This is a genomic window from Bacillus cereus group sp. MYBK139-1, from assembly GCF_051916915.1.
Lineage (GTDB): Bacteria > Bacillota > Bacilli > Bacillales > Bacillaceae_G > Bacillus_A > Bacillus_A pacificus.
In genome coordinates this window covers 112,547-136,262 of record NZ_JBQAHO010000008.1, presented here as the reverse complement: position 1 = coordinate 136,262, position 23,716 = coordinate 112,547, and the positions used below count along the sequence as shown (strand labels likewise).

Sequence of the window (23,716 nt, the reverse complement as noted above, 5' to 3'; positions counted from 1 at the left end):
GTTAGAATTTCGAGACGATAATCGTCTCGTTTTTCTCCTGTAACGGATTTAATATCAATAATTTTGTTTAATAACGAGACCAAATTGAGACGATTATCGTCTCGTTTTTAACCTTACATCCGAAAAGGTTATTTGTCAATACTTTTGTTTAATGGATTTCGATGTGGATAAATTGTTTCTATTATATAGGAAGTAAGTGTTGAGTTATACACATGTGGATAATTTCTTGTTGTAATTTGTAGGTGGGTTTGATAGAATGGAAGAAAACATAGTTCGGAAATGAAGCAACGCCCCAATTCCTCTTGAGTTTGGCGACTGAAAGGAATGGAGCGTTGGAATTAAGTACCACATGAAGTGGCGTTTTCTTATGTGTTTATGAATTAATTCTATCATAAGCATTTTTGAAAATCAACAACTTTATGTGTATTTAATCCTGCCTTTTCGAACGAGGAAGGATTTTTTATTATGACAAAAGAATACAAAGCAGATGAATTTATTTATTTCATTGAAGAGCCTACTGGAGAGTATGAGGAAACTGGTGCTAAAGGTGGTTCAACTAGGAAGAAACCTATTACAAAGAAGATTCTGATTGATTATGACAAGATAGACTCATTAGATTTAGAGAAGCGTGGGGAGCAAGTCCCATTCACACACAAACATGTTGTTAATACTCCTTTATATATGCTTTATTATTGGAGTCCTATAATTGGTGATAGAGCATGTTGGTTATATCAACAGTTACTTACATACTGTAGAGAAGACAGAGATTTCCTTTGGGATTGCTTAGATGAACTTCAATATAGAACGAAGATGTCACGACCAACATTAAATAAACACCTTGATTTACTAGAAGAAAACAACTTCATTATGAAGATACATAGACTGAATCAGAAAGATAATAATAGACAGACAACTCCTATTATAAAGGTTAGACAAACTATCCCTCTTCTTTCAAAAGAGCAATATATGAGTTTATCAGATAGTAGTAAAAGACAACATGATAAATTCATGGAAAAATATGGAAAACATTCTAATATGGATGAAACAACATATGACTCCAACGAAACAGTGGATGAACTGATAGAGGGTGGCGAAGTTAAGATTACTCAGAAGATGAAGAAGAAGATACAAAATCTCATGAAAGAGGAAAAGGCTGTAAACTATATCGCTACCAAGCTAGAATTCTCAGATGGGTTAAAGGTAGATGAATTCCATGAAATACTAGGCAGTGGCAAGTACATTAGTAAACCTTCGTATGAGACACTAATGAAAGATTCATTCGTTTTCTATGATAGAGAGTTTGACTGCGTTGACATAATAGTAAACTCCATGGCTAAACAGTTGTTTGAAGACATGAGAGATGCATATCAACCAATGTTTGGAAGCGTTATTCGTGAAATATACGGAATCACCTATGGAGAGTATAAACTTAAATTCTATTCATTTGAAGATTATATGTACAAGCTAGAGAGAGGCATTTAAGTCTCTCTTTTTTTTGTGGATAAATCGCCTTAAAGTTTTTTTAAAGCTAGGGTTAAAATAATTTTAAGGCAGGGTTAAAGTTTTTTTAAGGCTAGGGTTAAAGTTTTTTTAAGGCTGTAAAATCGTAACTTATCCACAGAAATGGTGGATAAGTAGCCTTAAAATTATTTTAAAGCTGAAGAACGCAAAAAATATAGCCTTAAAATTATTTTAACCACCCCCTTAAAATAATTTTAAAACCTAAGTCTTTTATATCTTTTAAGTCTTTTATATTCTTTTCTTTATAATTAATATATAATTACAATTATCGTATCGATAATCTTATGAACGGATTTAAAATAGCATCCCAAAATCTGAATAGCTACTACATCAAAAATGCCTCTCTCGTCTCCATGCAGCCTCACTGAGACGACCTAAAATAAGATGTGAACCATAAGTACCCCTAAAACTAGAGCCACTAGAGAAGGCGACAGATGCCTCAAACTTCGTTTGTATATAAACAGCGCCCTCTCCTTCTATAATATGTCCATATTGCACTGGAATATTCTTATTAATTCATTAAACAAAAGTATTGAAATGTAATTCGTTTTATGATAAAGTCTTAATCACAGGATAATTAGGAGGAGATATTCATGAAATTAACTGACGAACAGAAAGATTGCGTACTAAGCGTAGAAGGCAATGTCGTAGCCATTGCATCAGCAGGTTCGGGAAAGACAGCGAGCTTCACAACAAGAATCGCATACATGATTCAAGAAAAGAACATTAATCCATTCAACATTCTTGCAATCACCTTTACAAAGAAAGCTAGTGAAGAGATGAAGAAGCGTTTAAGAAAGATGGTCGGCAAGGATAAGACTGATAAAGTTGCAATGGGAACTTTCCATAGTATCGCTTATCGTTTACTTAAGGCACTAGACAGTGACTTTGCCAAATTAAAGATAGCACCCGACTGGTGGCGCTTTGGGTTATTAAATGATATGTGTAAGATGCATGACTCTAAGAACCCAAATGGGTTGAACCTTGGAATCAAGGCAGGAGAACTAGCATCATTCATTAGTTATCAGAAATCCAATATGATTCATCCAACAGAGGATGTTTTGATTGACGATAATGTGGATTATGTTGACTGTGTATCAAGACAACTTCTACAAGAGGCATATGTTAAGTATGAGGCTTTGAAAACTCAGAGCAGACAAATCGACTTTGACGATATGCTCCTTTACATGTACGAGAAGCTTAAAGCAGACACTGCATTTAGAGAAAAGCTTCAAAAGCAGTATACTTACATCATGGTTGACGAGTTCCAAGACAGTGCAAAGATTGTTATTGAAATCATTAAGATGATTAACAAGGAGAATGTATTCGTTGTTGGAGATTTTCGTCAATCTATCTATAAATTTATAAATGCAAATGTTGAGAACATCCTCAACTTTAAAGATGAATTCAATGCAAAGCTTATTGAGTTGAACAAGAACTTCCGAAGCACTCAAAACATTGTTAATTTATCTAACCAAGTAATCGCCAACTCCCCTATCGAGAAATACAAGGATTATAAGCCATCTGAATCTGTGGCTGAGGTTGGAGATAAGGTTCAATTCACATTGTATAACGATGAGAATCAGCAGATTACAAATATCGCCAACAAGGTACAACAATTACATGATGAAGGCACTCCCCTTTCAGAGATTGCTATCCTCGTTCGAACAAATGCTCAAACAGCTATCATCGAAGATATCTTTGCTGAGAAGGATATTCCATATGACGTTTCAAAATCAATGTCATTCTTTGACAGAAAAGAGATTCTAGATATTTTAAGCTACGCTCGTGTTGCTGTTGACTCAGAAGATGATGCAAGCTTCCGAAGAATCTACAATACTCCAAATAGATACTTGAGCAAAGATTCATTACACACACTTGATGAGTTCGCATCAGATAGAGAGATGACGCTTATAGAAGCTGTGAGAGTGACTCCTCAAAACGCTGACTGGAAATTTAAAAGAAACATCGAGCCTCTTATTAAAGTCATTGATGAGCTGAAATATCAAGTTGAGTCAAATGTTAATGCAGGAAGATTGCTTCGCAATGTTGTGAAATCAACAAGATACATGCAATACTTAAATGAGACAACTACGAGTGTATCTCAAATCGATGAGAAGACAGAAGCTATTGAGAAACTTTGCGAGATGGGCGCTAAGTTTCCTACTATCAAAGCTTTCCTAGCGCACATTGGCACAATCAAGGATAAGCAAGCTAAGTCCAAAGGTAAAGATGCTGTACAGGTTGTTACAATTCACTCTTCTAAAGGATTGGAATGGGATTGTGTATTTGTTCCAAACTGTAACGAGGATTTAATGCCACATCATATGAATAACGATATTGAGGAAGAACGAAGACTGTTCTATGTAGCATGCTCTCGCCCACGTAAGAAGTTATTTGTATCTTGGTACTTCTACGATTCAGATTTTGTGATTCAAAAAGAAGGTCTGTTCATTGAGGAATTGCTTGGAAAAGAACAGACAGATGAAATGAAGAAAGAGTTATTCAGAGGCGCAAGAGAATCTGTTTTCTTATACCCTCATTAAACAAAAGTATTGACTTACTACTAAGACTGTGTTATGTTGAACTTAACACAGTCTTAAACAAATTTATTGAAATAAAGGAGTTGTAAATCTTTAAAATTATGAGTTCTTATATAAACAAAAAAGGCGAAGTAGTTGTAGTTAGCAAAGAGCATTTAAACACTGCTGTCGAGTTAAAGCTATTACTTCAAAAAGATAGTAAAAATAACAGATGCTCATGGGCTAAACACCGTCAGATGATGATTAAGGAAGGATTCGATGATAGCGAAAACAGTGAAGCTTACCGTCAGATGATTAAGTATTATCAGAAGACAGTTGGCAAGCTCCCTACCGCTGAGACATACGCTGATAAAGTGGTTACTAGTAAACTAGAGTCCTATAAGGAATTGGTTGGTGAACTGCAATGGGAACAACGTGTAAATCAAAAGTACCTTCGTGAGATAAATAAAGGCAAGCGTGAAATCATCGATGGCTCTCTATTTATAGAAGAAGTTAAATTAGAAGTTCAGAATGCGCTTAGCGATATTGACTGGAGGACAGTCTCAAAGTATAACTTCTCCCCTATTATGAATCATAGCGATACTAGAATGATACTATGTCTTACAGATTGGCATATAGGTGCTTTAGTAGATGTCGAAGGTAATAAGTATAATTACGATATCGCAAAGCAAAGAATTGACGACACTATCAAGCAAGCAATTCAGATTGCCAATGAGAGAAAGGTTTATAGAATTGATGTTGTTTATATGGGCGACATTCTTGAGCATGCCTATATGAGAAATGCACAGGCATATCATGCTGAGTTTCCAGTTACACGTCAAATGGCTCTTGGAGGTCGATTGATGATTGAGGTTCTATATAAGCTATCTAGACGATTCTTCGTATCTTATCGTGGATTTGCAGGAAACCATGATAGATTCAATAAGGATAAAGATGGCAATATAGATGGAGATACTGGAATGGTAGTAGTCAATGATATGGTCAAGCTATATATCGAAAACGCTCATATCGATAATCTTGTATACGCTGAATGTGGAAACTATGAAGCGAAGATAATCAATTGCAATGGTCGTAACTTTAAGTTTGTTCATGGCGACCTAGAAAAGAAAGATGACTGGAAGAAACTTGCTAAGCATAGCTTTAATGATAAGATTCAATATGATGCTGTCGTTTATGGTCATTTCCATCATTTCATGGTTCTTGAAGTTGGAGTTGATAGAATGGAAATTCGAGTTGGCTCAACAAAAGGTTCTGACGATTACTCTGAAAAATTAGGAGTTGGCTCTGCCCCTTCTCAAGCTATTATATTAGTTGATAGAGATGGGAAAATTGACCCACGAAGATTACGCTTAAAATAAAACAAAAGTATTGAAATGATATATATAATAACTATCGTTTTACAGATAATGTAAAAGAGTGAGGGATTACTCCCCCACTCTTTTTTATGAGAACATCTTTTTCCACCATGGTAATTTTTGTCTTGCTCGAAACTCTTGTATGTATTCATCTGTCTGTTTCATTCGAGCTTCAAGTTGCTTCTCAAATTTCTCGTCACGTTCCTTGAGCTGTTGCTCCAGTCTGTTATGATTTTCTACCATTTGTCTGCCGACCTCTAACATCTCTTTATTGACCTCTTGTCTCACCTCATGTTTAAGGTCGTCTTTTAGGTTCTTTGTAGCCTCATCTATAACAATGCTTATGAATTGTTTTACACGTTCGCTTTGCATAAGCCTTTGAATATCTTCTTGGTTTAATAGGTCAGCAGTTTTATTACTAGGCTGAGATGGCTGTGGAGCATCTTCTCTAGTTCGTAGCTCAAACCTATCGCTCATTTCACGTATCATATAGGCTAAGTCTTTTGTTGTAGTTCGTCTTCCATGTTCTTGCTTTAGGTCACGAAGGAATTCAAATATTTCTAAATCAGTATCATAATAGATTCGCTCGTTTCTATTGTTCCTCTTCACGAAATGAACTTCAAGACTTTCTAGTTGGTCAGTCCAATGCCTTAGAGTTGGTGATGGAACTCCTATTCTATCAGATGCGTCTCCAAGCGTTATGAAATCTACTTCTAAAGCCATTCCCCTACCCCTCCTTATCAACTTTTACTTCTATTAAATCATATTTTGACCTACATTGACAATTGCCCTACATTATATATTCTACTTGATAGCCTATAACACCTCTTGACCTACATTATAATACGAAGTTGGAGGCTAAACATAACATAAATAATACCTATAATAGCTATTGATATACATGAGAGTTTGAAAATGGACGCATATCATATCATTTTTATAGGGCGTATTTACTGTTGATATACATTAGACCTCAAAAATGGAGATACGAAATCGGAACTTTGTCTAAGTCTTGGGCATTAGGGTGTTCTTTTAATTTAGCAAAATACGATTATATTAAATTATTTTTGCGTTTTGTCCAAGGCTTGGACATTAGGGTGTTCAAAACGTATTGCAATTCTATTTAATCTATGATTTAATATAGTCAACAGGTAAATAAAGGAGGAATTGACAATGGCGAAGAAGAAAGTCGTTACATATGATAGAATCGTTGGAGTTGATTTAGGGAACGGATTCGTAAAAATAAGAAGTATCTATAGAAATGGGGAAGAGTACAAGCTAACTCTACCAAGTGGATATGCTTATTTAAGAGATGTTGGTGACAGTAAGAACGATGAGGTTCTAGAGCTAGATACATATAAGGTTGATGGGAACAGCTATGTTTGGGGTAAGGATATTACTAGACTTAAAGATAAAGTAAAGCCAGTATTTGGATACGAGGGTAGATACAAAACTGAATCATATAAGCTTATGGCTAAAATTGTAATGGCTAGAATCGTTCGTGACTTAGAGATAGATGCGAAAGAGAAGATATTATTAGTGACTGGAGTTCCTTCTATTGAAACTGATACAGAATGCGAGACAGATATCTCTAATGCATTCTATGGTGAAAATAGTGGATTCCATGATGTGGAAGTTAATGGAGAAGAGTATACATTTAGAATTGCTCACATCCATGTGACAGCACAGGCTTTATCAACTGTTATTGGAAGATACTTAAATGTTGATGGAACAGTATTTGATGAGGATTATGAAAGTATGAAAGTTGCCGTTGTTGACATCGGTGCAGGCACAACAGACCTAGATGTCGTACATGAACTTCGTAGACAAAAGGGATATCATAGTCTTAGTGAAGGATTTAAGGATATATATGAGGCTATCAATAGTGAGATTAAGAGACATTATCCATCTCATACAGCTACAGATTATGACCTTTTAACTATTATTGAAAAGGTTCAAAAGGAAATGAAGAAGGTAGTAAATGAGCCAAATGGTAAGAAGACTAAGAAGGAAGATATTCGATATGAGTACAAGCCTTCTAAGAAAAATGAACCAGTAGATTTCACAGATGTGTTTAATAATAGTGTGAGAGAGTTGGCAACTAATATTCAGCAAGCAATTGTTCAGAAATGGAAAGACCAAACTGATTTAGATGAGATTCTATTAGTTGGTGGAAGTGCTGAAATATTTGAAGACTATCTAGGTGAGATTGTATATGGAATCACGATTCCAAAGAACAATGGAGATAGTAACGTAGAAGGATATTACAGAATGGGTGTAGCCATTGCGGAGAGTGATGAGTGATGTCAAATAAAGATTTAGAAAATAATGATGACCCTTATATTTACAGACTTCCTTTAGATAGAAAGGTCGATAAGGATTTATTGGATTGGCTTGATACTATGACTAGAAACAAGAAGGCTGAAATTGTTAGGCATGCATTGAGATTCTATAAGAGTCATTTAGGAGAAGGGGAGTATTTCTATTACGCTCCTCCTGCTCCAAATTCACATCCAGTCCATATGGATAGTATGAGGGAAGTTGCCTCAAGTGTCCAAGAACCAGTAGAAGAAAAGAAACCAAAGAGACCAAAGGTAGGAATCTTTAATATATCCAAGACAGAGGGATGATATGATTGAGACCACAGATACATGTATTCTATGAGTTAGAATTGATAGGTGTCGAAGGCACTTTCGTGGAGAAGTTCTCTCATATATTCGATAGAGAGATTTATAATAGCGATGTCGAAGGCACTGATGTAATGATGATAAACTTCAAGATGCAAGAATTAAAGGAAAAGTACAATGATGCATTATTGCTAGAGTTCTCAGTTGAGAGAGGGGAAGTTAATCACTAATGATAAAGGATACTAAGAACGCTAAGATGCTTGCTCAAAAGGCATGCGACAGACTTAACAATAAGAATGACCTTATATTTTTAGTGAATACTGCTGACACTTTGAGTGACGCTAGTATCGAGGCTCTAGAAAGGTACGATGGATTCGAACCTTTTAAGATTGTTAACTGTGGTAGAGATATGGATGAAAGAGATACTCTGTATTTGTGGCATGTCGAAGATGACGTGGTAGTTGTAATAGAGAAGAACAAAGGAATATGGGAAGTATTGGGTTGAGTCGATGTTTGAGCATCGGCTCTTTTGTTTATAATAGAGGGAAATATAGGGTGAAATAGGAGTTGATTTATCTTGAAAATGACTAAGGAAGAGCTTAAAATGAAGGGAGAAGAGACTAGATTAAGGCTGATTTATGAGTATTTAGAGCAAAATAGTCTTTCAGACTGTGTAAAAAGAGCCAAAAAAGGTCAAAAATAGGCTAAAATTGGTCAAAAAAGCCTTAAATTTGCTTAAAAATGACGAAAATAGTGTAAAAATGAGTAAAAATCACTAAAAATGGGCTAAAAACGCCTTAAATTAGTTGATTGATGGCTTGAATATAGATGGCATGTGATTTGCTGTTTAATCAGCTAAAATTAACGTATCGGATGGGGTTTGTTTAAAATGGTCAAATAAAGACTGGGGGGTTGTATATAAGTACCCCCTATTTTTGTGTTAAATAAGCCCCCTTGGATAGCTTGATAGAGTAGGGAAAGTAAGATAGTTTTCGATAAGGGTTTCGATTAGGGTAATGGCGTGATTCGTCAGTAGAGAAAAGTGAGAGGGGAGAGGAATGGGGCAATTTTGTGGTGTGTGCGTGAACGTACTATGTACGATTTCGCTGTAAAGTACTGGCAAAAATGTGGAAAGTAACCCCGTACCTATGTCCATATAACATGCATTATATAGACACTGTTGGACGCTTTGCGTCCCTCCTTGTGTGCCTGCAATATACGAGCCTATACATGCATGTATGTATACAGTATGCAAGCGTATGTATAAGTATGTGCATGTATGCAAGCAAAATGCATACTCGTATTTTGTGTATGGAGCGTGTACGAGCCTTAGAGCGCCAAGGCTTATCGGCATATGATAAGGTGACGTGTGCATACAGGTGCTTGCATACACATACACACATATTCACGCCACGTATCACACACTCACACAGCGCACAAACCCAGTGATACCAACACTTATACACGTATCATGCATACATATACACTTGCATACACTCGCACCAAATATACATGTATTTATGCATACCACATACTAACAATGTAAATACATGGAAATCACAAGCGCATACCACACATACACGTATATGTCAAGCGCTAAATTTACACGTATAAATAGCATACAATACATCACATGTCAAGTATGCACTCAATATGCAAGCCTTATGCCTGCCTTACAAACAAGCGCTAAACCGTTGAGACACAAGCGTTCACACACTCATCATGCACTCACTCACACGTCAACCGCTATGCACCACGTATGCACACTTATACATCATACATGTATACTACATACATACATCATACATACACATACACATACCATCATAGGTATACTACATACATAGCACTATATATAACATGCTATACTATAACAGCATAAGCATTGATACATAAGGCTTCACAGGTATATGCATAGCCTATGTATACCCTGCTATATAAGTGCCTGCTAGTATACCTTCAAAGGACTGTACCCCTTGGTATCACTGCATTCATATACCCTCGGTATGTATATCTCACATACTACCTGTACCATAACACATATAACACTGGTATATATTTACATATCACATGGTATAAACTACCAAACAAATAAATGTAAAATAGGTATTGACAAACCCGTCAATGTATGCATTACCTCATTTCGTATGTATAACCTAATAGCGTACCATATGCCTTATCACTATGTCAATACCCTATCTACATTGTTACAGTTGTGTTACAAACAGACGTTGTTATGTTACATTCATGTTACACTCACACTCAATTACCACATATTGACAGCACACTACTAACTACCAGTTACTGCCATCTATACACCTACTTGTAAGCGCTTACACCTTACTCGCTCTAAGGCTCAAGCCTACTTACACCATAAGCGTTATAAAAAGAATTTTTGCGAATCCCTAAAAAGAATTCTTTTATAACCTGCAAACCCGCTTGGTATCAACATTGTAAGCGTTTACACTACATATATTTCGAGTAGCGATTCAAAAATAAATTTTTTACCCACTGCACAAATCGCTTGAAGCCTACAGCCACAAGGGATTGAGCGTTATCTGTACGATGTTCGTTTGAAAAGTTTCTTCCATATAAGCGAATAAAGAGCGCTCGAAAATCTTTTTAAAAATTTTTTTCAAAAGTACTTGCATTCTTTTTCTGAGTATGAGATATTATTGGCAGAGCTACTGAGGCACTAACACAGTAACTCACAAACATCCACTTTATACACAACGCAATACAACAACGCAACAAACACATCGCTACAACCTCCAAATAGTAAGTCTTGCAATCCACTGCACGACTTACAAAAAAAGTTTTAAACAAAAGTATTGACATTGAATTTGAATGTATGATACGATTGCATCAGCAACAAGGCAAGTGAGTTGCTAACACAGTAACACAGAATGCCGTGAGGTATTCAGCAGGCTCATATGAGCAGGGACTTGTGAACAGTCCATAAACTCGAACGACTACGACCACATGAAAAGCGTGGACTCCTTGAAAATTAAATGACCACAAAATTCCTAACAACGCCAATAACGATTGGTAGTATCTGTAACCATAGGATGTGCAGACGGAGCGAGTGCAGTTAGCTTGCAAGGATGATAGGGAATGGCACAAACACTGTTTGGTGTTTGAATCGAGTATCCACTGGGATATTGGATTGAAATACAAAACAAATAAACTATGAATTGGAGAGATTAACATGAGAGAAGACAAATTAACAGTAGCAGTAAAGGAAGGTAAGTTACAAAAGGTAGGCAGAATTGAAGAAGTTAAAGGTTGCAACGTTTATGTTCGCTACGCTATCAAAGGAAACAAAACTGAGATTGGCAAGTTCCACATGGACAACGTAACAGTATTACCGAAAATGTTCCGCAACGATGTTGAGGCTAACAACTGGAAAAAGGAAAATGGTTTCCGCAAAACGCTTGCAATCCCTGCTGAGCTGATTGCGGTACGCTACTCACAAGGCAACATGAAGTTGCAAGACACCGAGACAGTAACGTTCCGTCAATGGAATATCCCTGCTGTACTGACTTGTCCATTCCGCACGGAACAGTGTGAGAAGAATTGTTACGCTTTGAAGGCTGAAAGAATTTACCCAACAGTGAAGGCAAGACGCAAAATTTCAGTCAAGGCAACAACTGCAAAATGGTTTGTCGAAGCTATGATTGAGCAAATCGAAGCTGATTTAGCAAGCACAAACAAAACAATCATGTTTCGTATCCATGAGAGTGGGGACTTTTACAGCGTGGCATACTTCAAAGCGTGGGCAGAAATTGCAAACCACTTCAAAGGGAATAGAAAGATTGTGTTCATGGCGTACACGAAATCAGTTGACTTTGTGAAAGAAGCTGTGAAAAATAAAGCAGGCTACAAAGCATTGAACATGACTATCAAGTTTAGTGAGTGGGAAGACACAAAGCAGGAAGAAATTGAAAAGGCTAGTGAGTTAGGACTTACAAAATTCACGGCAATGGACAAAGGTACAATTGAGCGTGAAGGTTACTTCGCTTGTCCATCTTCAGAAGTATTTGCAAACACTGAAAAAGAAAGACACTGTGGGGAATGCAAGGTTTGTTACTTCGCAGAAAAAAATGTTGCAATCGAAATTCATTAAGCAAAAGTATTGACAAAATAAAAAATTATGAAGGCAGGTAATGGAAAATGAAAAAGTTTATGAAGGTACTAATGACGGTTATGATTATGGCAATGAGCGTGGGAATGTTTGCAAGTCCCACGCATCAAGTAGAAGCGGAAAATAATTACAAGGAACAAGCGAAGAAAAATATTACAGTGGTACATACAATTGTAGACTACGTGGAAGATGGATTAGCGTACACACTACCAATTGACGACAACGATGCAATCGAGGGTTACATCTTGGTAGAGGGAAAAAGTTATGAGCAAGGCGAGATTGTAACAGTAACGATGGATGGACTTGGAGAAATTGTGAGCGATAAGTACACGCTAGATGAGGAGCTAAGCACACTATACGACAGATTCGGGGATGTTATCGAATCATACGAAGAATATTTTGACTACGAAGCTTTCAAGGCTAACGACTTGGAAGATGAGAACAGAAACAAGGAGGGATATGTACAGGCTGAGGATGGTTCATGGGTGAAAAAAGATTTCTACGATGAGCAAGCGAAATGAACAGCAGATTAAAGCGAAGAATGGAAGCAAGAAAACAATTTTTCAAATTCATGTTTGACCATGGCGATGATATCATTGACATGGTCGAACTGATTGGCAAGTTTGTAAGCTGAAAAAAAATTTTTTACTGGAGAGTGAATGAAAATGAAAACATTAGCAGACGTGAAAAAAGAATTGAAAGCAATGAAGAAAAATAAGGGATGGAGCGTGAACAAAATCAGCGTGACAGTTCTCGAAGCTGACGAAGAAAATGAAATGCATCAAGTATGTGTAAACGTGTACCTTTACGATAGATGGCACAATGAGGAGTTTCAAGACTACATAACAGGCGAGACAGAAACTTTAGGCAAGGCAGAGGGACTAGGAAAGCGACACGCAACAAGCTTCGTAAATGCAGGCTACAAGGCTAAATACAACGGCGTAGAAAATTGCTAGAAAAAAATTTTTCACACAAAAAAAATTATGGATGGAGAGATTAAACATGAAAAAAATTATCAAGTCAATCACAAATGCATTAGCAAAGGTGCAAGAAAAAAATCGAGGCGTGGCAACGCTTCGATTCGATGTAGTAAAGCGAGCTGTTGAACGTGGCGAGTTTGAAAAAATAATTTGTGAATACCATATGACTGACGACTACGTTCGAGATAGCGTAGATAATTTTGGTCGAGGTGAGAAAAGTAAGGAGTCATTGTTGCAATACTTTGGATGGCTAAAACCTTCATGTTGGGTTCAAGTGAAAGAAAAGGATGGGAAAAAATATTACGAGATAAGCGTAGAGTTTCACAGCAACCTTGCTTATAGTGCAATCGTTCCGATGGCGTAACTGCACTGATGAGGCTTACTAACCACGAGCCGAAACCTAGGAGCAACGCTCCGATGGTCTGCAGAGGTTGAACCTGCAAAAAAAATTCTTGACTGTATTACTAACACGGTGTATTGTTAGTACATAAATAAATGAATGGAGAGATTTTGAAATGAAAAAATATGGGAAAATATTGTTAGCAATCTTAGCAATGGCTGTTATTGTAGGAATCTTTATGAAGGAATCACACGCAGATAAAAAATTATCTGACGTTGAACAAAAGTATGAACAACTAGAAAAAGAAAATAAAAAAATTGTGGCAGATGCACAGAAGCAACTTGTGAAATATCATGTGATTGTTGAAAGTACGTTAGGTGGAGAGGCGAAGGCTTACCCAATTGATGATAATGATAGCATCTTTAGTTATATCCACTTGGAAAATAAAAATTACAAACAAGGTGACATCATATCAGTTGAAATGAATGGACTTGGTAGAGTATTAAAGCAAGAAAAAACTCAAGGCATGGAATTAGAATGGTTACATAAAAGATTTAATGACATCATTGAAGACTATATGAAAGGCTTCGCATTAGAAGCTGAGAAGAATGGAGAAAAGAAAGTAGTTAAAGAAGAGCCTAAGAAAGAAGAACAACCAAAGCAAGAGGAAAAGAAAGAAGTAACTAAGGAAGAAAAGAAAGAAGAGAAGAAAGAGCAACCAGTTAAACAGGCGCAAGAAAAAAAATCTACGCCTGTGGAAGCTAAGCCGATGGAAAACAAGTCAGTAGCTAAGCAGGAGAAGCCAGTGAAGCGTGAGGAAGCGAAAGCTGAGCAAATGAAACAAGTAGCGAAGGCAGAAGAAAAAAATATCAGCAACAAGAATAAGCAGGATGAATTAAAAGAGAAAGATGATTCTTACATCAATAGCGTTCGACAATATCGAATTACAGAGACTACCAACGCAGGATTAATTAATGCCGAGGGAGCGAAGAACGACAAGGAAAAAGTAATTCTTGAGAACAAAGGATTTAGAGAAGGAGATATTGTTGAAGTTAAGTATGGTTCAAGTGGCTACCACGATGACATGGTTGAGGTTAATAGAGTATACGGCGAGAAAAAAATTAACTAGGCAGAGTTAAGGCTCTGCTTTGTGCGAAAAAAAAATAACTAACAACTAACTAATGAATTGGAGAGATTAAAATGAATAACTTACAAGCTGAATACAATAACAACGTTGACTTTATTTCTGTGGTAGTCGAGGACAAAAAAATAAACAATGCAATTAGAATGACAGACGACAAAAGATTTCTTGTAACGTTAGAAAATGCTCATGAGGATGTAGTAGCAGGAAAAGAAATTAAATGCATGTCTAACGGCGATATCGAGCGCTGTGTGCAGGCTTTAAAGGCTAGTGAATACAAATGGGCTGAAAAAATAAATAAACGCACAGGAGAGCCTATAGACGTGGATATGATTGAGGTAGTAGAGGAATTGGAATTTATATTCAAGCATAGTCTTGGTGATTGCATAGAAGTTGCTTTGAATTGTGAATTGTCAGTTGAGGATGAGAAAAAACATCAGTTGACTAATTATGACTTAAGTGTAAGGATTTATGAAGATGGTAAATCTTTTGTATGGATATATGACTGTGAAACAACCGAGCATCGTACAGAGATTAGATTTACTAATGAAGTCGAAAAAGAAATTGTAATATTTGCGAAACAATACATAGATACAGGACATGAAGCTAATAGGCGAGAAAAAAATTTTTCGCCTACCAATATTCAAATGATGGAGAGTGACAAGATGAGCGATGAAATGGTTAAAGGACAGATTGAAGTAAAATTATACACAGATGGATTAGAGTGGAAAGATACACCAATGCAATTGATGGATGTATATGGCGAAACATACAAGCAGATGAAAGAGAATGCTTATACAGTTGCAAAAGAAATTTCAGAGGCTGAGAAAAACGAAGTGAGATACAGCTTTGTAGGTGGAGCTGACCAAGGACACTATGTAGGTAGTATGTACAAGTTAAATAGATTAGGTTAATAATATAATTCTTTTATTAGGAGGTTAGTTAAATGATTGTTGAAATTAAATATGACAATGACAGAGTTGTAGCCAGTGATGATAAGGGAAATGAAGTATATTATCGCAAGGTAGGAAATGATTTGAAAGTTCTATTTGCTAGTTACCATGGTATTGATTACGACAAAATAGAATTAGGATGGAAACGTTCTAAGCGTGGAGCAGTTAGTAAAGATTTTTATGAGTGGTATGAAGCGTTTGATAAGATTGTATATAAAAAACATTATCAGCTTGCATAAAGAATTCTTATAAAAAAATGATGGGAGAGATTAAAATGTTAACAATGCAATGTACTGCGTGTGATGGATTTGGAAATGAAGAATATGTAGAGGGTAAGGGATGGACTAGGCAGTGTAAGGTTTGTGACCATGGGTTTGTAGAAGCGCCTGAGGATATGAAGGTATATGTTAGTGTCTATAAGGTTACTAGAGAATTTGGTGGTCATGAGGAAGGTGGATGGTATTACGATAGATATACATGTCTAGAAACAATTCCATGCAAAAATAAATTTTCTGATGAGATTAAAAGTGATTTACTGAAAGAGTATGAAGGCGTTAAGCATGGAGATATTACTTCTGTACTAGGCGGTGCAGATGTACAGGCATATATTGAACGTAGACCTGCAGAAAATGAAACACGAGAAAGACCTATATACGAGTAATAACTGGCGAAACACGGGCGAAAAAAATTTTTGCTCGTGTCTGTGATAGATTGGTAATCCTCATACTGATGAGCTAAACCAAAATCAAAATACTGGAGTGCAGAGAAATGAAAATTAAAAAGTACAATAAAGGCGACAATGGAGAAGTATTTGCAACAATGGAGAATAATGATGTATTAGCGCTTGAATGGATGCCATTCGCAGGTGATATGACTATGGTTAAGGTCGATGTATTCAAAGGCGAAGAAATGGAATTTGATAAGAATTATAGGGTATTCTTAGTGAAAACATGGGATATAATTAAAGACAAATATGAATTAAGTATCAGCGTTGAAGAAGGTTCAAGACACTATGATTCTTGCAAAGTACCTTTGACATCTAAGCAATACTATCAACCAACGAAAGAAATGATTCTCAAAAAGCTATGTCAAAGTTTCCACGGCATTATCGAAGCCTAAACCTTAAAAGGGCGAAAAAAATTTTTTGCAAGCTATATGCTAAAAGCTAGAATAAGCTGGCAGAATCAATCAGCAACAATCAATAAACAAGAATCGATAATCAGATTATCTTAATAAGCGAAATTTTTGTGGGCAAAAGAATTATTATTTTTTTCTGAAAAACAATGTAAGGGAAATGGAAGTTCTTCTTGACTATTTACTGTATAGGTAATATAGTAATTAATAAGTTAATTAAATTATGAATTGGAGAGATTAAAATGTCAAAAGTTGATTCTTTAAAAGTATCTGTAGAAAAAGCTGAGGTAAAGGTTGAGAAGTGCAAGAATACTATTGAGCGTCACAAGAAGGCTCTTGATAAGAAAGTTCAAAAAGTAATTAAAGAAGTAGGTTTAGATTTAACTGGTAAGAGCAAAGAAGAAGTTGATGAGCTAAGAGAACCTTACAGAACTACAGACCACTCTTGGACAATTTATGAAGTAGTAAGAAAGTTAGAGGATATTAAAGGCGCTACAAAGAAATTAGGGGAAGCTGAGCATGTATTGAGCAATTGGAAAGAAAAGTTAAATTTAGAAATTGAAAAGAATAGATTTCTTGAAGGCGATGATGTCCCACAAGTTATAAAAGAATTTCTAGAGCAATGGAAACAGAAGGCGTATGAGTGGCATATTAAAAGATATAATGATTACCTTGAATTAAAAGAAGAATTACATAAGAAAGAACGAGAGGCGAGAATCGAGTGTATTAAAACATATAAGGATGCGTATAAAGATTATTTAGATGAGAATGGGGAAGTAAAAGATTTAAGCGACCATAATCTTGTGAATGTTTACCCAAGAAGTATTATGAGTGCATTTTTAGAAGAACGTGAACTGGACTGGAAAAGTATTCAATCTAAATTAAATTCTTTTGCAGGTGGAACAGTTTTATATATGGCTAGTATATATGACAGAGAAAAGCGTTTAGCGTGGCTAGAAAACGCACTTGAGCAGGAAAAGAAATCTAAGATGATAGACTTAATTAATAGAATTAATGCTATTGCAGGCTCTATTGTAGATGCTGAGGGATTAAGAATAAGTGAAGTAGGAAATTTAAATGGTATAATAACTGGTGAGAAGGCTAATGCAAAGGTAGAAACGATTGGAGCAGGTGGTTGGAACATCCAGTGCTTCCACTACAGAACATTAGTAAATGAAATTAAGTAAGGAGAAATGAAAATGAAACTTAGAAAAGCAGATATTAAATTAATGGGTGATACAGAATTATTTTCAGCATTTCATTGGAGTATAGTTCGTTCTACTAATGAGCAGAATAGTAGAAATGGATTAACACAACAAACAGCAAAAGAATGTAAGTGGATACTAGAGGAATGCATGGCTAGATTTAACCTAGAACGAGAAGTATTAGTGCAGAAGCATATTATAAGCGAATAGAAGGTTAAAGGCGTTAGAGAGCCTTCTAGCGCCTTTAAACAGCAAATTAAATATGAATAGGCGTAAGAAATGAAGTAATTTATTTGGTTATGAAATTTTATTAAAGAAAAGTATTGACATTATAATGTATTAGTAATACACTGATTAAGAATTAATTAATTGAATATGAAGGAGATGTTTTAAAATGATTGAATTAAGAACTGCAGTACACGTAATTAACGAGGATAAAATGATTTACAAGATTTCAAGATACAGAGAGCTTCAAAGCAGTGAATTAGGATTTACTTATGATTTAGATTTGGTTGCAGGGTATGATTATATAAATCCCGATGAAAATGATATTCAAGGATTTGTTGAGGCAAAAAATTTCACTGATGATGTACAGTCTGACATATTAACAGTTTACCCACTTAGTGAATCATTAGGAGAACGATTAGAAGAATCAGGATATAAGGTTATTAAGATTGAAGATTATAAAATTCATGAGATTAAATTTGAAGATTAAGGAGGATATATCATGACAGAAGAATTAGCGATTAATGCAATAGGTAGAGCGAAAATGAACGGAAGAACACTGCTTGGCGATGGTATAGACTATGTGAACTTTAGAGATATTGTTGAATCAAATATTAAGTTGAACAAGATATGGTATGAGTATTTGAGTGCCGAGGTAGAAGGCGAAGGCGATAATGAAAAATGGTATTTAACTTACAATGAAAATAAATGGAACTAGCCGAAACAGAGAAGAAATTCTCTGTCATGGGAGGGTGATGCCTCCTGTCTGATGATGGCAGTCGTCAGTATTACAATATATAGGAGATGATTTTAAAATGAATATCAAGCACGAAGTAAAATCTAGGCTTGATTACAAAAGAAATTATTATGATGATGACTCACTGCGAAGCGTTGAAGTATCAAGAGCAGATATTGAAGACTTGATTGATATGAAAGGTATTTGGGCGACAACGCAATGGATGTGTGAGCAGAAAGAACATAGCTGTGCTAGATATGATTTCGTATGTATGGCTGTTGGTACAAAGGTAGCAAAGCTAGTTTTAACTGGCGATGAGAAAAAGAAAATTGCTGAGCAAAGTGAAATCTTTAAAGAGAAGGAAAGAGAATATCTTTCAGAGGATACGATGCAAGCAATTAAGAAATATGTATTCAGATGTTGGAAGATATTCGAGCAATACAAGATGCTAGAATTTACAAAGGTAACGTATACGAAAAGCTTTGGAAGAGGGAGAAGGCGCAGAACTTATCGATATAAAGAGACTGCTGTAAAACTCACTGAGAAGGGCTTAAACGTTGAATTATAAAATTTAAACTTCATCTTTAAGGAGGAATTAATATGGTAATTGGGATATATGGGAAGAATGAAAATGGTTATTGGTGCAAGTGTAACTGGAATGGTTTTGAATTAATAAATGAAGAAGGTATCTCATGGTTTAGATTGTTTGTAGTAAGATGGCAAACAAGATGGGATGTGTCATGGATTAAACAGGGTTCAATTTAATAAAATCTAAATTTCATTAATAATTTTGTTTGACATATTACTGTATTGATGATACACTGAATGAGTAAATTGATAGCAGGGGTGGGGATGAGCATGTGGCTATTAAGACTTATCTGTAGGATTCGTGGGAAGCATAAGGTTGACTACTTCTCAGACAGATGTCAAATCTGCGGTAGACCTTGTAACAAAAGAAAGTAATTTTTTTATTTGACACTTAACTGTGTTAGTAATGTACTAATTTATAAATTAAAAGGAGATGTTTTAAAATGAACAAATTAATTAACTGGTTAGAAATGGGCGTAACTTTAGGAAAGATTACTGGATATGGCTTCGCATTCAAGAATGAGCCTACAAAGGGCTTAAAAAGATATATGGTAGTCGTTGAGCATGTTCAAGTTGGTAAGGTTGAGTTACATGTGGTAATCCAAAACGATACTGTAGTAATCAAGAAGGAAAGAAGCTTTGATGCACACTTAGAAACAATTAAAATGCTGTAGAAATTATTCGTTGACATTCTACTGTGTTAGTAGTACACTGATTAAGAAGTTAATTAAATGACAAGGGAGATGTTTTATATGAGATTAAGACCATGGGTAAAGGTGGCACTTGCATTAGTAATTGGTATCGTAGCAGTTTCTCAAGTATTTAAGATTACAGGCTCGCAGGCAAGTAATGGTGAGCGTAAAGTATTTCATGCAGTAATTGAAATGAATCTGAATGGAGAATCTCATATAAAGCATCTCGACGGAGGATGGGGTGAGGATGTTAAGTTAGAAACAAAAGAAGGTTACATACCTATGCAAGTTGTTACAGTAGTTGTAGAAGATGGTAAGGTAATTGAAGACTATATAACAGGTGGCAAAGAGTTAGACAGGGTCATAGAAAAGAATGAGGCTTTACTTGAGGAATATCGTGATGGAATGCAAACTACAGGAAAATTATATTCTAAGTAATTTTTATTTGACAATCTACTGAGTTAGTAGTATAGTAATTTACAAGATAACAATTAAATAGGAGGCGTTTTAAATGAAAAAAAGTGCAGTGATATTGGCGGTGATATTCTCAGTTCTTGCTATCATGACAATAGGGGAGAGCGTGTATATCATATATAATCACCAAAGCGAATGTGCTGAGATGAGTACGGTTCATAAAACACAGCAAGAAAAAGATAAGGAAAACGGAATTATACCCATGGTAATAACAATTACTGATGATGATGGTGAATGGGCAAGTGGTACTGGCGAAGATGGATTACCTTACGCAGTAACAAGCGATAGAGTAGAAATTGGAGATGTCATTCAAGCAACTGTAAACGATGAAGGTGAGATTTTCACCCTTAAGAAAATCAATTAAATTAGTTCATTAAGCAAAATTATTAAAATAAATTAAAAAACGTATTGACTGTGTTAATAACATAGTGTAACATTAAAAATGTAATAATTATCAAATAAATCAAAGATAAAAAGGAGTTTGGCGACTTATGAAAAAATTATCAATTAACTGGACTGTAAAGCAATTTGTGAAAATGGTGGGCAAAGGAACAATCTCATTCGATTATCCAATCCAACGTGAAGGCGAACAATGGGACTTAATGCAAAAATCATTATTAATTCATTCTTTATCAGCAGATTTCCCAGTACCTGCATTGTACTCAATCGTTGAGCCGAAGGAATTAGAAGAGGGCAAGAAACCTGTAAATGTTTACTACATCCTAGATGGTAAGCAACGTTTAACGAATATCGGAGGATTCATCAACGGAGAATATTTCCTACATGAAGATACTCCAAGCGTAAAAATTGATGATGAAGTATATCAAATCGCAGGCAAAACTTTTGCAGAATTAGATGAAGAAGTAAAAGATGCTATCCTAAGCTTCTCGCTACAAATCTACAAACTGGATGAAATTACAGATGAAGAAATTGAAGACTTATTCTTCCGCTTAAACAATGGTACTCCACTATCTAAGCAACAAAAAGCTAAAGCTAAAATGGGTACAGAATGGGCAACAAAAATTCAAGACTTAGTAAACCATGATTTAATGAAAAATAAAGCTTCATTCACTGCTTTACAAATGAGAAAAGCTGACCATGAAACAGCAGTTTTACAAACTATGATGTTAATTGATACTGATTATAAGTGGAAAAGCATCTCATCAAACGAAGTATTTGAGTACTCTCAAACATTCAAGGGAGACAATAGCAAAGATTCAGTAGTTGCTGAGGTTGTAAAAGCTATGGACTACTTAAACTTAGCATTTGAAGATAAAGAATCTGTGTTGCTTAAAAAGGTTCACTTCCCAATGACTATGCTGACTGCATTGAAAGCAATTGAAATGGAAGTTCATCCAATGCACTTCGCAAAATGGAGAGATGAGTTCAAGAAGTCAATCAAGTCTAAGCATAAAAAAGATGAAGAATACATTGAAACTGATTACAAAGAATTTGGTGGCGCAGGAAGCGTTAAGAAAGAGAAAACTCTTGGGCGTATCACAGAAATGCAGAAGCATCTAACTTACTACTTTGAGAATGTTCACGGCGCTGATAGCGTTGAAGAAGCAAAAGAAGAGGTCGCAGGAACTACAGAGACTGTAGAAGCTGTGGAGGCAAAAGAAGAGGCTACAGAGGTTAAAGAAACTGGGTCTAAACTACAAGCACTATTAAAAGAAACTGAAAAGCAAAAAGCTTAATATATAAATCAATCCACCTTGGACAAGCTTCCAAGGTGGATAATAAAAAAGTTGTTGACTGTGTTAGTAATACAGTGTACAATGAATACAGAAACTTATGAGGGAGATGATTTTAAAATGAAAAGCAGGGTAACTGATGAATTGAAAGTAGGGGAAATGAAAATTAGCGAATGGGAGTCGAGTCTGTACTTCATGTATAAATACAAGCAGGGCGAATATACATCAGTGATGAGAGGGCAATGTTTCAATCCAATTCACTTGCTGACAATTGATTTACCAGTAGAACATAAGGCTAAGATGCTAGAGTCGTTCGAAGAATATACTCCTAACTTAGAGATTAAAGATGCTGTCAAATTCAACAATGATGATGATAAAGAAAAGTACATAAAAGAAATTTTAGGTGGGGTAGATGAGTTTGCTTGTTTTATCGATAACTTTAATGATTGGAAGAATGCAGAAAGCATGAATGGATTCTTAGGTCGTAAGGCTCAATTCATAAAAGAGCATGACTGTATCCCTAAAACAATTGGGAAGAAAGGGTTCGATGTTCTTATAAATCAAGCGTTTGGGATTGTGGCGGGGCTAGAGGTTCGCTCAGATGAATTTATCATTGCTCATCTAATAAGATGGATTAAGAAATTAGGATTCACCAAGGCGAAAGTCGATGAGAAAAAGAAAATTGCCTATTACACGTTTACAATGCTCGGAGAACACCTTGAGAACGCCGTAACAATGTGCTATGAGGTTAAGAAGGCTAATGGCAAGTATAAGGTTAGATTCTTCTACGACACGCCAAGCAAAGACCAATTAGACGATGGATATGTTATCTACAATGATGAGACGATGAGAAAAGAAATTACTACTAAGAGGTCTAGCTACTACTCAGCTAAGTTGTGATTGCTGAGTAGTAAGAACAAAAGTATTGACATAATCAAATATTCGTGGTAGAGTTTTCCGTGACATTATTAGGGAGTTGAGATAGCATGACGACAGTAGAAGTAGAATCTGTAGGAAAGCAACTTGCAGATTATGTAATCAATAATTTAATCAATAAAACAAAAGATAAATTCATCAACATTAACGAAGTATCAGAGTTTCTTAAAAAGAAATTGGATGATGAGTATACAGGCGAATTGGGGATGGCGGTAAGAGAGGCTCTTATTAACCACGAGAAGCTTGATTACTTCCTAGAGGGTACTTATCTCATGAATGATAAATTCCACTACTCAACAGGCAGATGGCTTGCTTTAAAAGGTATGTATACAAGTCCATTAGGTGCAAAGTTTGCTCGTGGATGGTATTCGTGGCAGGATTCAGAAGAAGTTGACTGGGATAGTCTAGATTAAGTAGGAGGAATTATT

30 protein-coding genes and 1 other RNA gene are annotated in these 23,716 nt (G+C 35.7%); 30 read left to right on the top strand and 1 reads right to left on the bottom strand.

Going from position 1 to position 23,716, the window contains the following annotated elements; all coding sequences use genetic code 11:
- Positions 1-465: 465 nt before the first annotated feature.
- From ACTFRS_RS26395 to ACTFRS_RS26385, 3 genes are all read left to right on the top strand, one after another.
- Entirely contained in the window at positions 466-1,482 is a 1,017-nt protein-coding gene (locus ACTFRS_RS26395; protein ID WP_250670562.1) for a hypothetical protein, read from the top strand.
- 632 nt (positions 1,483-2,114) lie between these two features.
- Positions 2,115-4,067 carry an ATP-dependent helicase gene (locus ACTFRS_RS26390; RefSeq protein WP_440025443.1) on the top strand — a complete coding sequence of 651 codons (1,953 nt, stop codon included), beginning with the start codon at positions 2,115-2,117 and terminating at the stop codon, positions 4,065-4,067.
- 98 nt (positions 4,068-4,165) lie between these two features.
- Positions 4,166-5,422, top strand: a complete 1,257-nt coding sequence (locus tag ACTFRS_RS26385) for a hypothetical protein (RefSeq protein ID WP_440025445.1) — start codon at positions 4,166-4,168, stop codon at positions 5,420-5,422.
- Between the two features lie 84 nt (positions 5,423-5,506).
- On the opposite strand, the gene ACTFRS_RS26380 is transcribed toward ACTFRS_RS26385, so the two are convergent.
- A complete protein-coding gene (locus ACTFRS_RS26380) occupies positions 5,507-6,142 on the bottom strand; it encodes a MerR family transcriptional regulator (RefSeq protein ID WP_048559103.1) in 636 nt (211 codons plus the stop codon).
- 450 nt (positions 6,143-6,592) lie between these two features.
- On the opposite strand from ACTFRS_RS26380, the gene ACTFRS_RS26375 reads away from it, so the two are divergent.
- The 27 genes from ACTFRS_RS26375 to ACTFRS_RS26245 all read left to right on the top strand — a co-directional run bounded on the left by ACTFRS_RS26375 (position 6,593) and on the right by ACTFRS_RS26245 (position 23,701).
- Complete coding sequence (locus ACTFRS_RS26375) at positions 6,593-7,723, top strand: Alp7A family actin-like protein (protein WP_048559104.1); 1,131 nt, start codon at positions 6,593-6,595, stop codon at positions 7,721-7,723.
- Complete coding sequence (locus ACTFRS_RS26370) at positions 7,723-8,049, top strand: hypothetical protein (protein ID WP_053078249.1); 327 nt, start codon at positions 7,723-7,725, stop codon at positions 8,047-8,049. Before ACTFRS_RS26375 ends, ACTFRS_RS26370 begins: the two co-directional genes overlap by 1 nt.
- A 5-nt stretch (positions 8,050-8,054) precedes the next feature.
- Positions 8,055-8,276 carry a hypothetical protein gene (locus tag ACTFRS_RS26365; protein WP_048559105.1) on the top strand — a complete coding sequence of 74 codons (222 nt, stop codon included), beginning with the start codon at positions 8,055-8,057 and terminating at the stop codon, positions 8,274-8,276.
- On the top strand, positions 8,276-8,551 hold the full coding sequence (locus ACTFRS_RS26360; protein ID WP_440025447.1) for a hypothetical protein: 276 nt from the start codon (positions 8,276-8,278) through the stop codon (positions 8,549-8,551). The genes ACTFRS_RS26365 and ACTFRS_RS26360 overlap by 1 nt, the downstream gene beginning before the upstream one ends.
- A 72-nt stretch (positions 8,552-8,623) precedes the next feature.
- A complete protein-coding gene (locus ACTFRS_RS26355; RefSeq protein ID WP_284693836.1) occupies positions 8,624-8,749 on the top strand; it encodes a hypothetical protein in 126 nt (41 codons plus the stop codon).
- A gap of 2,643 nt (positions 8,750-11,392) precedes the next feature.
- Complete coding sequence (locus tag ACTFRS_RS26350) at positions 11,393-12,172, top strand: GP88 family protein (protein ID WP_440025449.1); 780 nt, start codon at positions 11,393-11,395, stop codon at positions 12,170-12,172.
- 47 nt (positions 12,173-12,219) lie between these two features.
- Complete coding sequence (locus tag ACTFRS_RS26345; RefSeq protein WP_319616174.1) at positions 12,220-12,711, top strand: hypothetical protein; 492 nt, start codon at positions 12,220-12,222, stop codon at positions 12,709-12,711.
- Between the two features lie 144 nt (positions 12,712-12,855).
- Positions 12,856-13,146 (top strand): hypothetical protein, encoded by a 291-nt coding sequence (locus ACTFRS_RS26340; protein ID WP_157669199.1) that lies wholly within the window; start codon positions 12,856-12,858, stop codon positions 13,144-13,146.
- A 46-nt stretch (positions 13,147-13,192) separates the two neighbouring features.
- The gene (locus ACTFRS_RS26335; protein ID WP_440025450.1) at positions 13,193-13,534 is read left to right on the top strand and encodes a hypothetical protein; all 342 of its coding nucleotides are present in this window, start codon (positions 13,193-13,195) and stop codon (positions 13,532-13,534) included.
- A gap of 151 nt (positions 13,535-13,685) precedes the next feature.
- Positions 13,686-14,639, top strand: coding sequence for a hypothetical protein (locus ACTFRS_RS26330; RefSeq protein ID WP_440025452.1), 954 nt, complete (start codon positions 13,686-13,688; stop codon positions 14,637-14,639).
- Positions 14,640-14,710: 71 nt separating this feature from the next.
- Complete coding sequence (locus tag ACTFRS_RS26325) at positions 14,711-15,565, top strand: hypothetical protein (protein ID WP_440025454.1); 855 nt, start codon at positions 14,711-14,713, stop codon at positions 15,563-15,565.
- Positions 15,566-15,597: 32 nt separating this feature from the next.
- Entirely contained in the window at positions 15,598-15,843 is a 246-nt protein-coding gene (locus tag ACTFRS_RS26320) for a hypothetical protein (RefSeq protein WP_440025456.1), read from the top strand.
- A 35-nt stretch (positions 15,844-15,878) separates the two neighbouring features.
- Complete coding sequence (locus tag ACTFRS_RS26315) at positions 15,879-16,265, top strand: hypothetical protein (RefSeq protein WP_440025457.1); 387 nt, start codon at positions 15,879-15,881, stop codon at positions 16,263-16,265.
- Between the two features lie 107 nt (positions 16,266-16,372).
- Positions 16,373-16,723, top strand: coding sequence for a hypothetical protein (locus tag ACTFRS_RS26310; RefSeq protein ID WP_440025459.1), 351 nt, complete (start codon positions 16,373-16,375; stop codon positions 16,721-16,723).
- 257 nt (positions 16,724-16,980) lie between these two features.
- On the top strand, positions 16,981-17,925 hold the full coding sequence (locus ACTFRS_RS26305; protein ID WP_440025461.1) for a hypothetical protein: 945 nt from the start codon (positions 16,981-16,983) through the stop codon (positions 17,923-17,925).
- Positions 17,926-17,937: 12 nt separating this feature from the next.
- Positions 17,938-18,153, top strand: a complete 216-nt coding sequence (locus ACTFRS_RS26300) for a hypothetical protein (RefSeq protein WP_440025463.1) — start codon at positions 17,938-17,940, stop codon at positions 18,151-18,153.
- Positions 18,154-18,337: 184 nt separating this feature from the next.
- The gene (locus tag ACTFRS_RS26295) at positions 18,338-18,658 is read left to right on the top strand and encodes a hypothetical protein (protein ID WP_440025465.1); all 321 of its coding nucleotides are present in this window, start codon (positions 18,338-18,340) and stop codon (positions 18,656-18,658) included.
- A 12-nt stretch (positions 18,659-18,670) separates the two neighbouring features.
- Positions 18,671-18,886 (top strand): hypothetical protein, encoded by a 216-nt coding sequence (locus ACTFRS_RS26290; RefSeq protein WP_319611584.1) that lies wholly within the window; start codon positions 18,671-18,673, stop codon positions 18,884-18,886.
- Positions 18,885-18,953, top strand: an RNA gene (locus ACTFRS_RS26285) — hammerhead ribozyme type II. The genes ACTFRS_RS26290 and ACTFRS_RS26285 overlap by 2 nt, the downstream gene beginning before the upstream one ends.
- Before the next feature lie 30 nt (positions 18,954-18,983).
- Positions 18,984-19,472 carry a hypothetical protein gene (locus ACTFRS_RS26280; protein WP_048558978.1) on the top strand — a complete coding sequence of 163 codons (489 nt, stop codon included), beginning with the start codon at positions 18,984-18,986 and terminating at the stop codon, positions 19,470-19,472.
- A gap of 32 nt (positions 19,473-19,504) precedes the next feature.
- The gene (locus ACTFRS_RS26275; RefSeq protein WP_227900203.1) at positions 19,505-19,669 is read left to right on the top strand and encodes a hypothetical protein; all 165 of its coding nucleotides are present in this window, start codon (positions 19,505-19,507) and stop codon (positions 19,667-19,669) included.
- A 266-nt stretch (positions 19,670-19,935) separates the two neighbouring features.
- Entirely contained in the window at positions 19,936-20,166 is a 231-nt protein-coding gene (locus tag ACTFRS_RS26270; RefSeq protein WP_440025468.1) for a hypothetical protein, read from the top strand.
- A 78-nt stretch (positions 20,167-20,244) separates the two neighbouring features.
- Positions 20,245-20,622 carry a hypothetical protein gene (locus tag ACTFRS_RS26265; RefSeq protein WP_048558980.1) on the top strand — a complete coding sequence of 126 codons (378 nt, stop codon included), beginning with the start codon at positions 20,245-20,247 and terminating at the stop codon, positions 20,620-20,622.
- Between the two features lie 73 nt (positions 20,623-20,695).
- Positions 20,696-21,022, top strand: coding sequence for a hypothetical protein (locus tag ACTFRS_RS26260; protein ID WP_048558981.1), 327 nt, complete (start codon positions 20,696-20,698; stop codon positions 21,020-21,022).
- A gap of 127 nt (positions 21,023-21,149) precedes the next feature.
- A complete protein-coding gene (locus tag ACTFRS_RS26255; RefSeq protein ID WP_319611580.1) occupies positions 21,150-22,355 on the top strand; it encodes a DUF262 domain-containing protein in 1,206 nt (401 codons plus the stop codon).
- A 117-nt stretch (positions 22,356-22,472) separates the two neighbouring features.
- Positions 22,473-23,252 carry a hypothetical protein gene (locus ACTFRS_RS26250; protein WP_440025471.1) on the top strand — a complete coding sequence of 260 codons (780 nt, stop codon included), beginning with the start codon at positions 22,473-22,475 and terminating at the stop codon, positions 23,250-23,252.
- 86 nt (positions 23,253-23,338) lie between these two features.
- Positions 23,339-23,701, top strand: coding sequence for a hypothetical protein (locus tag ACTFRS_RS26245; protein WP_227900211.1), 363 nt, complete (start codon positions 23,339-23,341; stop codon positions 23,699-23,701).
- Positions 23,702-23,716: the final 15 nt, after the last annotated feature.

What these genes read in the sequence shown, in the direction of transcription:
- ACTFRS_RS26305 (WP_440025461.1), top strand. Translation starts at nt 16,981, where the DNA reads ATGTCAAAAGTTGATTCTTTAAAAGTATCTGTAGAAAAAGCTGAGGTA.
- ACTFRS_RS26255 (WP_319611580.1), top strand. Translation starts at nt 21,150, where the DNA reads ATGAAAAAATTATCAATTAACTGGACTGTAAAGCAATTTGTGAAAATG.
- ACTFRS_RS26385 (WP_440025445.1), top strand. Translation starts at nt 4,166, where the DNA reads ATGAGTTCTTATATAAACAAAAAAGGCGAAGTAGTTGTAGTTAGCAAA.
- ACTFRS_RS26380 (WP_048559103.1), bottom strand. Translation starts at nt 6,142, where the DNA reads ATGGCTTTAGAAGTAGATTTCATAACGCTTGGAGACGCATCTGATAGA.
- ACTFRS_RS26315 (WP_440025457.1), top strand. Translation starts at nt 15,879, where the DNA reads ATGTTAACAATGCAATGTACTGCGTGTGATGGATTTGGAAATGAAGAA.
- ACTFRS_RS26390 (WP_440025443.1), top strand. Translation starts at nt 2,115, where the DNA reads ATGAAATTAACTGACGAACAGAAAGATTGCGTACTAAGCGTAGAAGGC.
- ACTFRS_RS26300 (WP_440025463.1), top strand. Translation starts at nt 17,938, where the DNA reads ATGAAACTTAGAAAAGCAGATATTAAATTAATGGGTGATACAGAATTA.
- ACTFRS_RS26350 (WP_440025449.1), top strand. Translation starts at nt 11,393, where the DNA reads ATGGACAACGTAACAGTATTACCGAAAATGTTCCGCAACGATGTTGAG.
- ACTFRS_RS26335 (WP_440025450.1), top strand. Translation starts at nt 13,193, where the DNA reads ATGAAAAAAATTATCAAGTCAATCACAAATGCATTAGCAAAGGTGCAA.
- ACTFRS_RS26375 (WP_048559104.1), top strand. Translation starts at nt 6,593, where the DNA reads ATGGCGAAGAAGAAAGTCGTTACATATGATAGAATCGTTGGAGTTGAT.
- ACTFRS_RS26330 (WP_440025452.1), top strand. Translation starts at nt 13,686, where the DNA reads ATGAAAAAATATGGGAAAATATTGTTAGCAATCTTAGCAATGGCTGTT.
- ACTFRS_RS26260 (WP_048558981.1), top strand. Translation starts at nt 20,696, where the DNA reads ATGAAAAAAAGTGCAGTGATATTGGCGGTGATATTCTCAGTTCTTGCT.
- ACTFRS_RS26275 (WP_227900203.1), top strand. Translation starts at nt 19,505, where the DNA reads ATGGTAATTGGGATATATGGGAAGAATGAAAATGGTTATTGGTGCAAG.
- ACTFRS_RS26320 (WP_440025456.1), top strand. Translation starts at nt 15,598, where the DNA reads ATGATTGTTGAAATTAAATATGACAATGACAGAGTTGTAGCCAGTGAT.
- ACTFRS_RS26270 (WP_440025468.1), top strand. Translation starts at nt 19,936, where the DNA reads ATGAACAAATTAATTAACTGGTTAGAAATGGGCGTAACTTTAGGAAAG.
- ACTFRS_RS26395 (WP_250670562.1), top strand. Translation starts at nt 466, where the DNA reads ATGACAAAAGAATACAAAGCAGATGAATTTATTTATTTCATTGAAGAG.
- ACTFRS_RS26340 (WP_157669199.1), top strand. Translation starts at nt 12,856, where the DNA reads ATGAAAACATTAGCAGACGTGAAAAAAGAATTGAAAGCAATGAAGAAA.
- ACTFRS_RS26370 (WP_053078249.1), top strand. Translation starts at nt 7,723, where the DNA reads ATGTCAAATAAAGATTTAGAAAATAATGATGACCCTTATATTTACAGA.
- ACTFRS_RS26310 (WP_440025459.1), top strand. Translation starts at nt 16,373, where the DNA reads ATGAAAATTAAAAAGTACAATAAAGGCGACAATGGAGAAGTATTTGCA.
- ACTFRS_RS26265 (WP_048558980.1), top strand. Translation starts at nt 20,245, where the DNA reads ATGAGATTAAGACCATGGGTAAAGGTGGCACTTGCATTAGTAATTGGT.
- ACTFRS_RS26290 (WP_319611584.1), top strand. Translation starts at nt 18,671, where the DNA reads ATGACAGAAGAATTAGCGATTAATGCAATAGGTAGAGCGAAAATGAAC.
- ACTFRS_RS26295 (WP_440025465.1), top strand. Translation starts at nt 18,338, where the DNA reads ATGATTGAATTAAGAACTGCAGTACACGTAATTAACGAGGATAAAATG.
- ACTFRS_RS26250 (WP_440025471.1), top strand. Translation starts at nt 22,473, where the DNA reads ATGAAAAGCAGGGTAACTGATGAATTGAAAGTAGGGGAAATGAAAATT.
- ACTFRS_RS26360 (WP_440025447.1), top strand. Translation starts at nt 8,276, where the DNA reads ATGATAAAGGATACTAAGAACGCTAAGATGCTTGCTCAAAAGGCATGC.
- ACTFRS_RS26325 (WP_440025454.1), top strand. Translation starts at nt 14,711, where the DNA reads ATGAATAACTTACAAGCTGAATACAATAACAACGTTGACTTTATTTCT.
- ACTFRS_RS26245 (WP_227900211.1), top strand. Translation starts at nt 23,339, where the DNA reads ATGACGACAGTAGAAGTAGAATCTGTAGGAAAGCAACTTGCAGATTAT.
- ACTFRS_RS26345 (WP_319616174.1), top strand. Translation starts at nt 12,220, where the DNA reads ATGAAAAAGTTTATGAAGGTACTAATGACGGTTATGATTATGGCAATG.
- ACTFRS_RS26280 (WP_048558978.1), top strand. Translation starts at nt 18,984, where the DNA reads ATGAATATCAAGCACGAAGTAAAATCTAGGCTTGATTACAAAAGAAAT.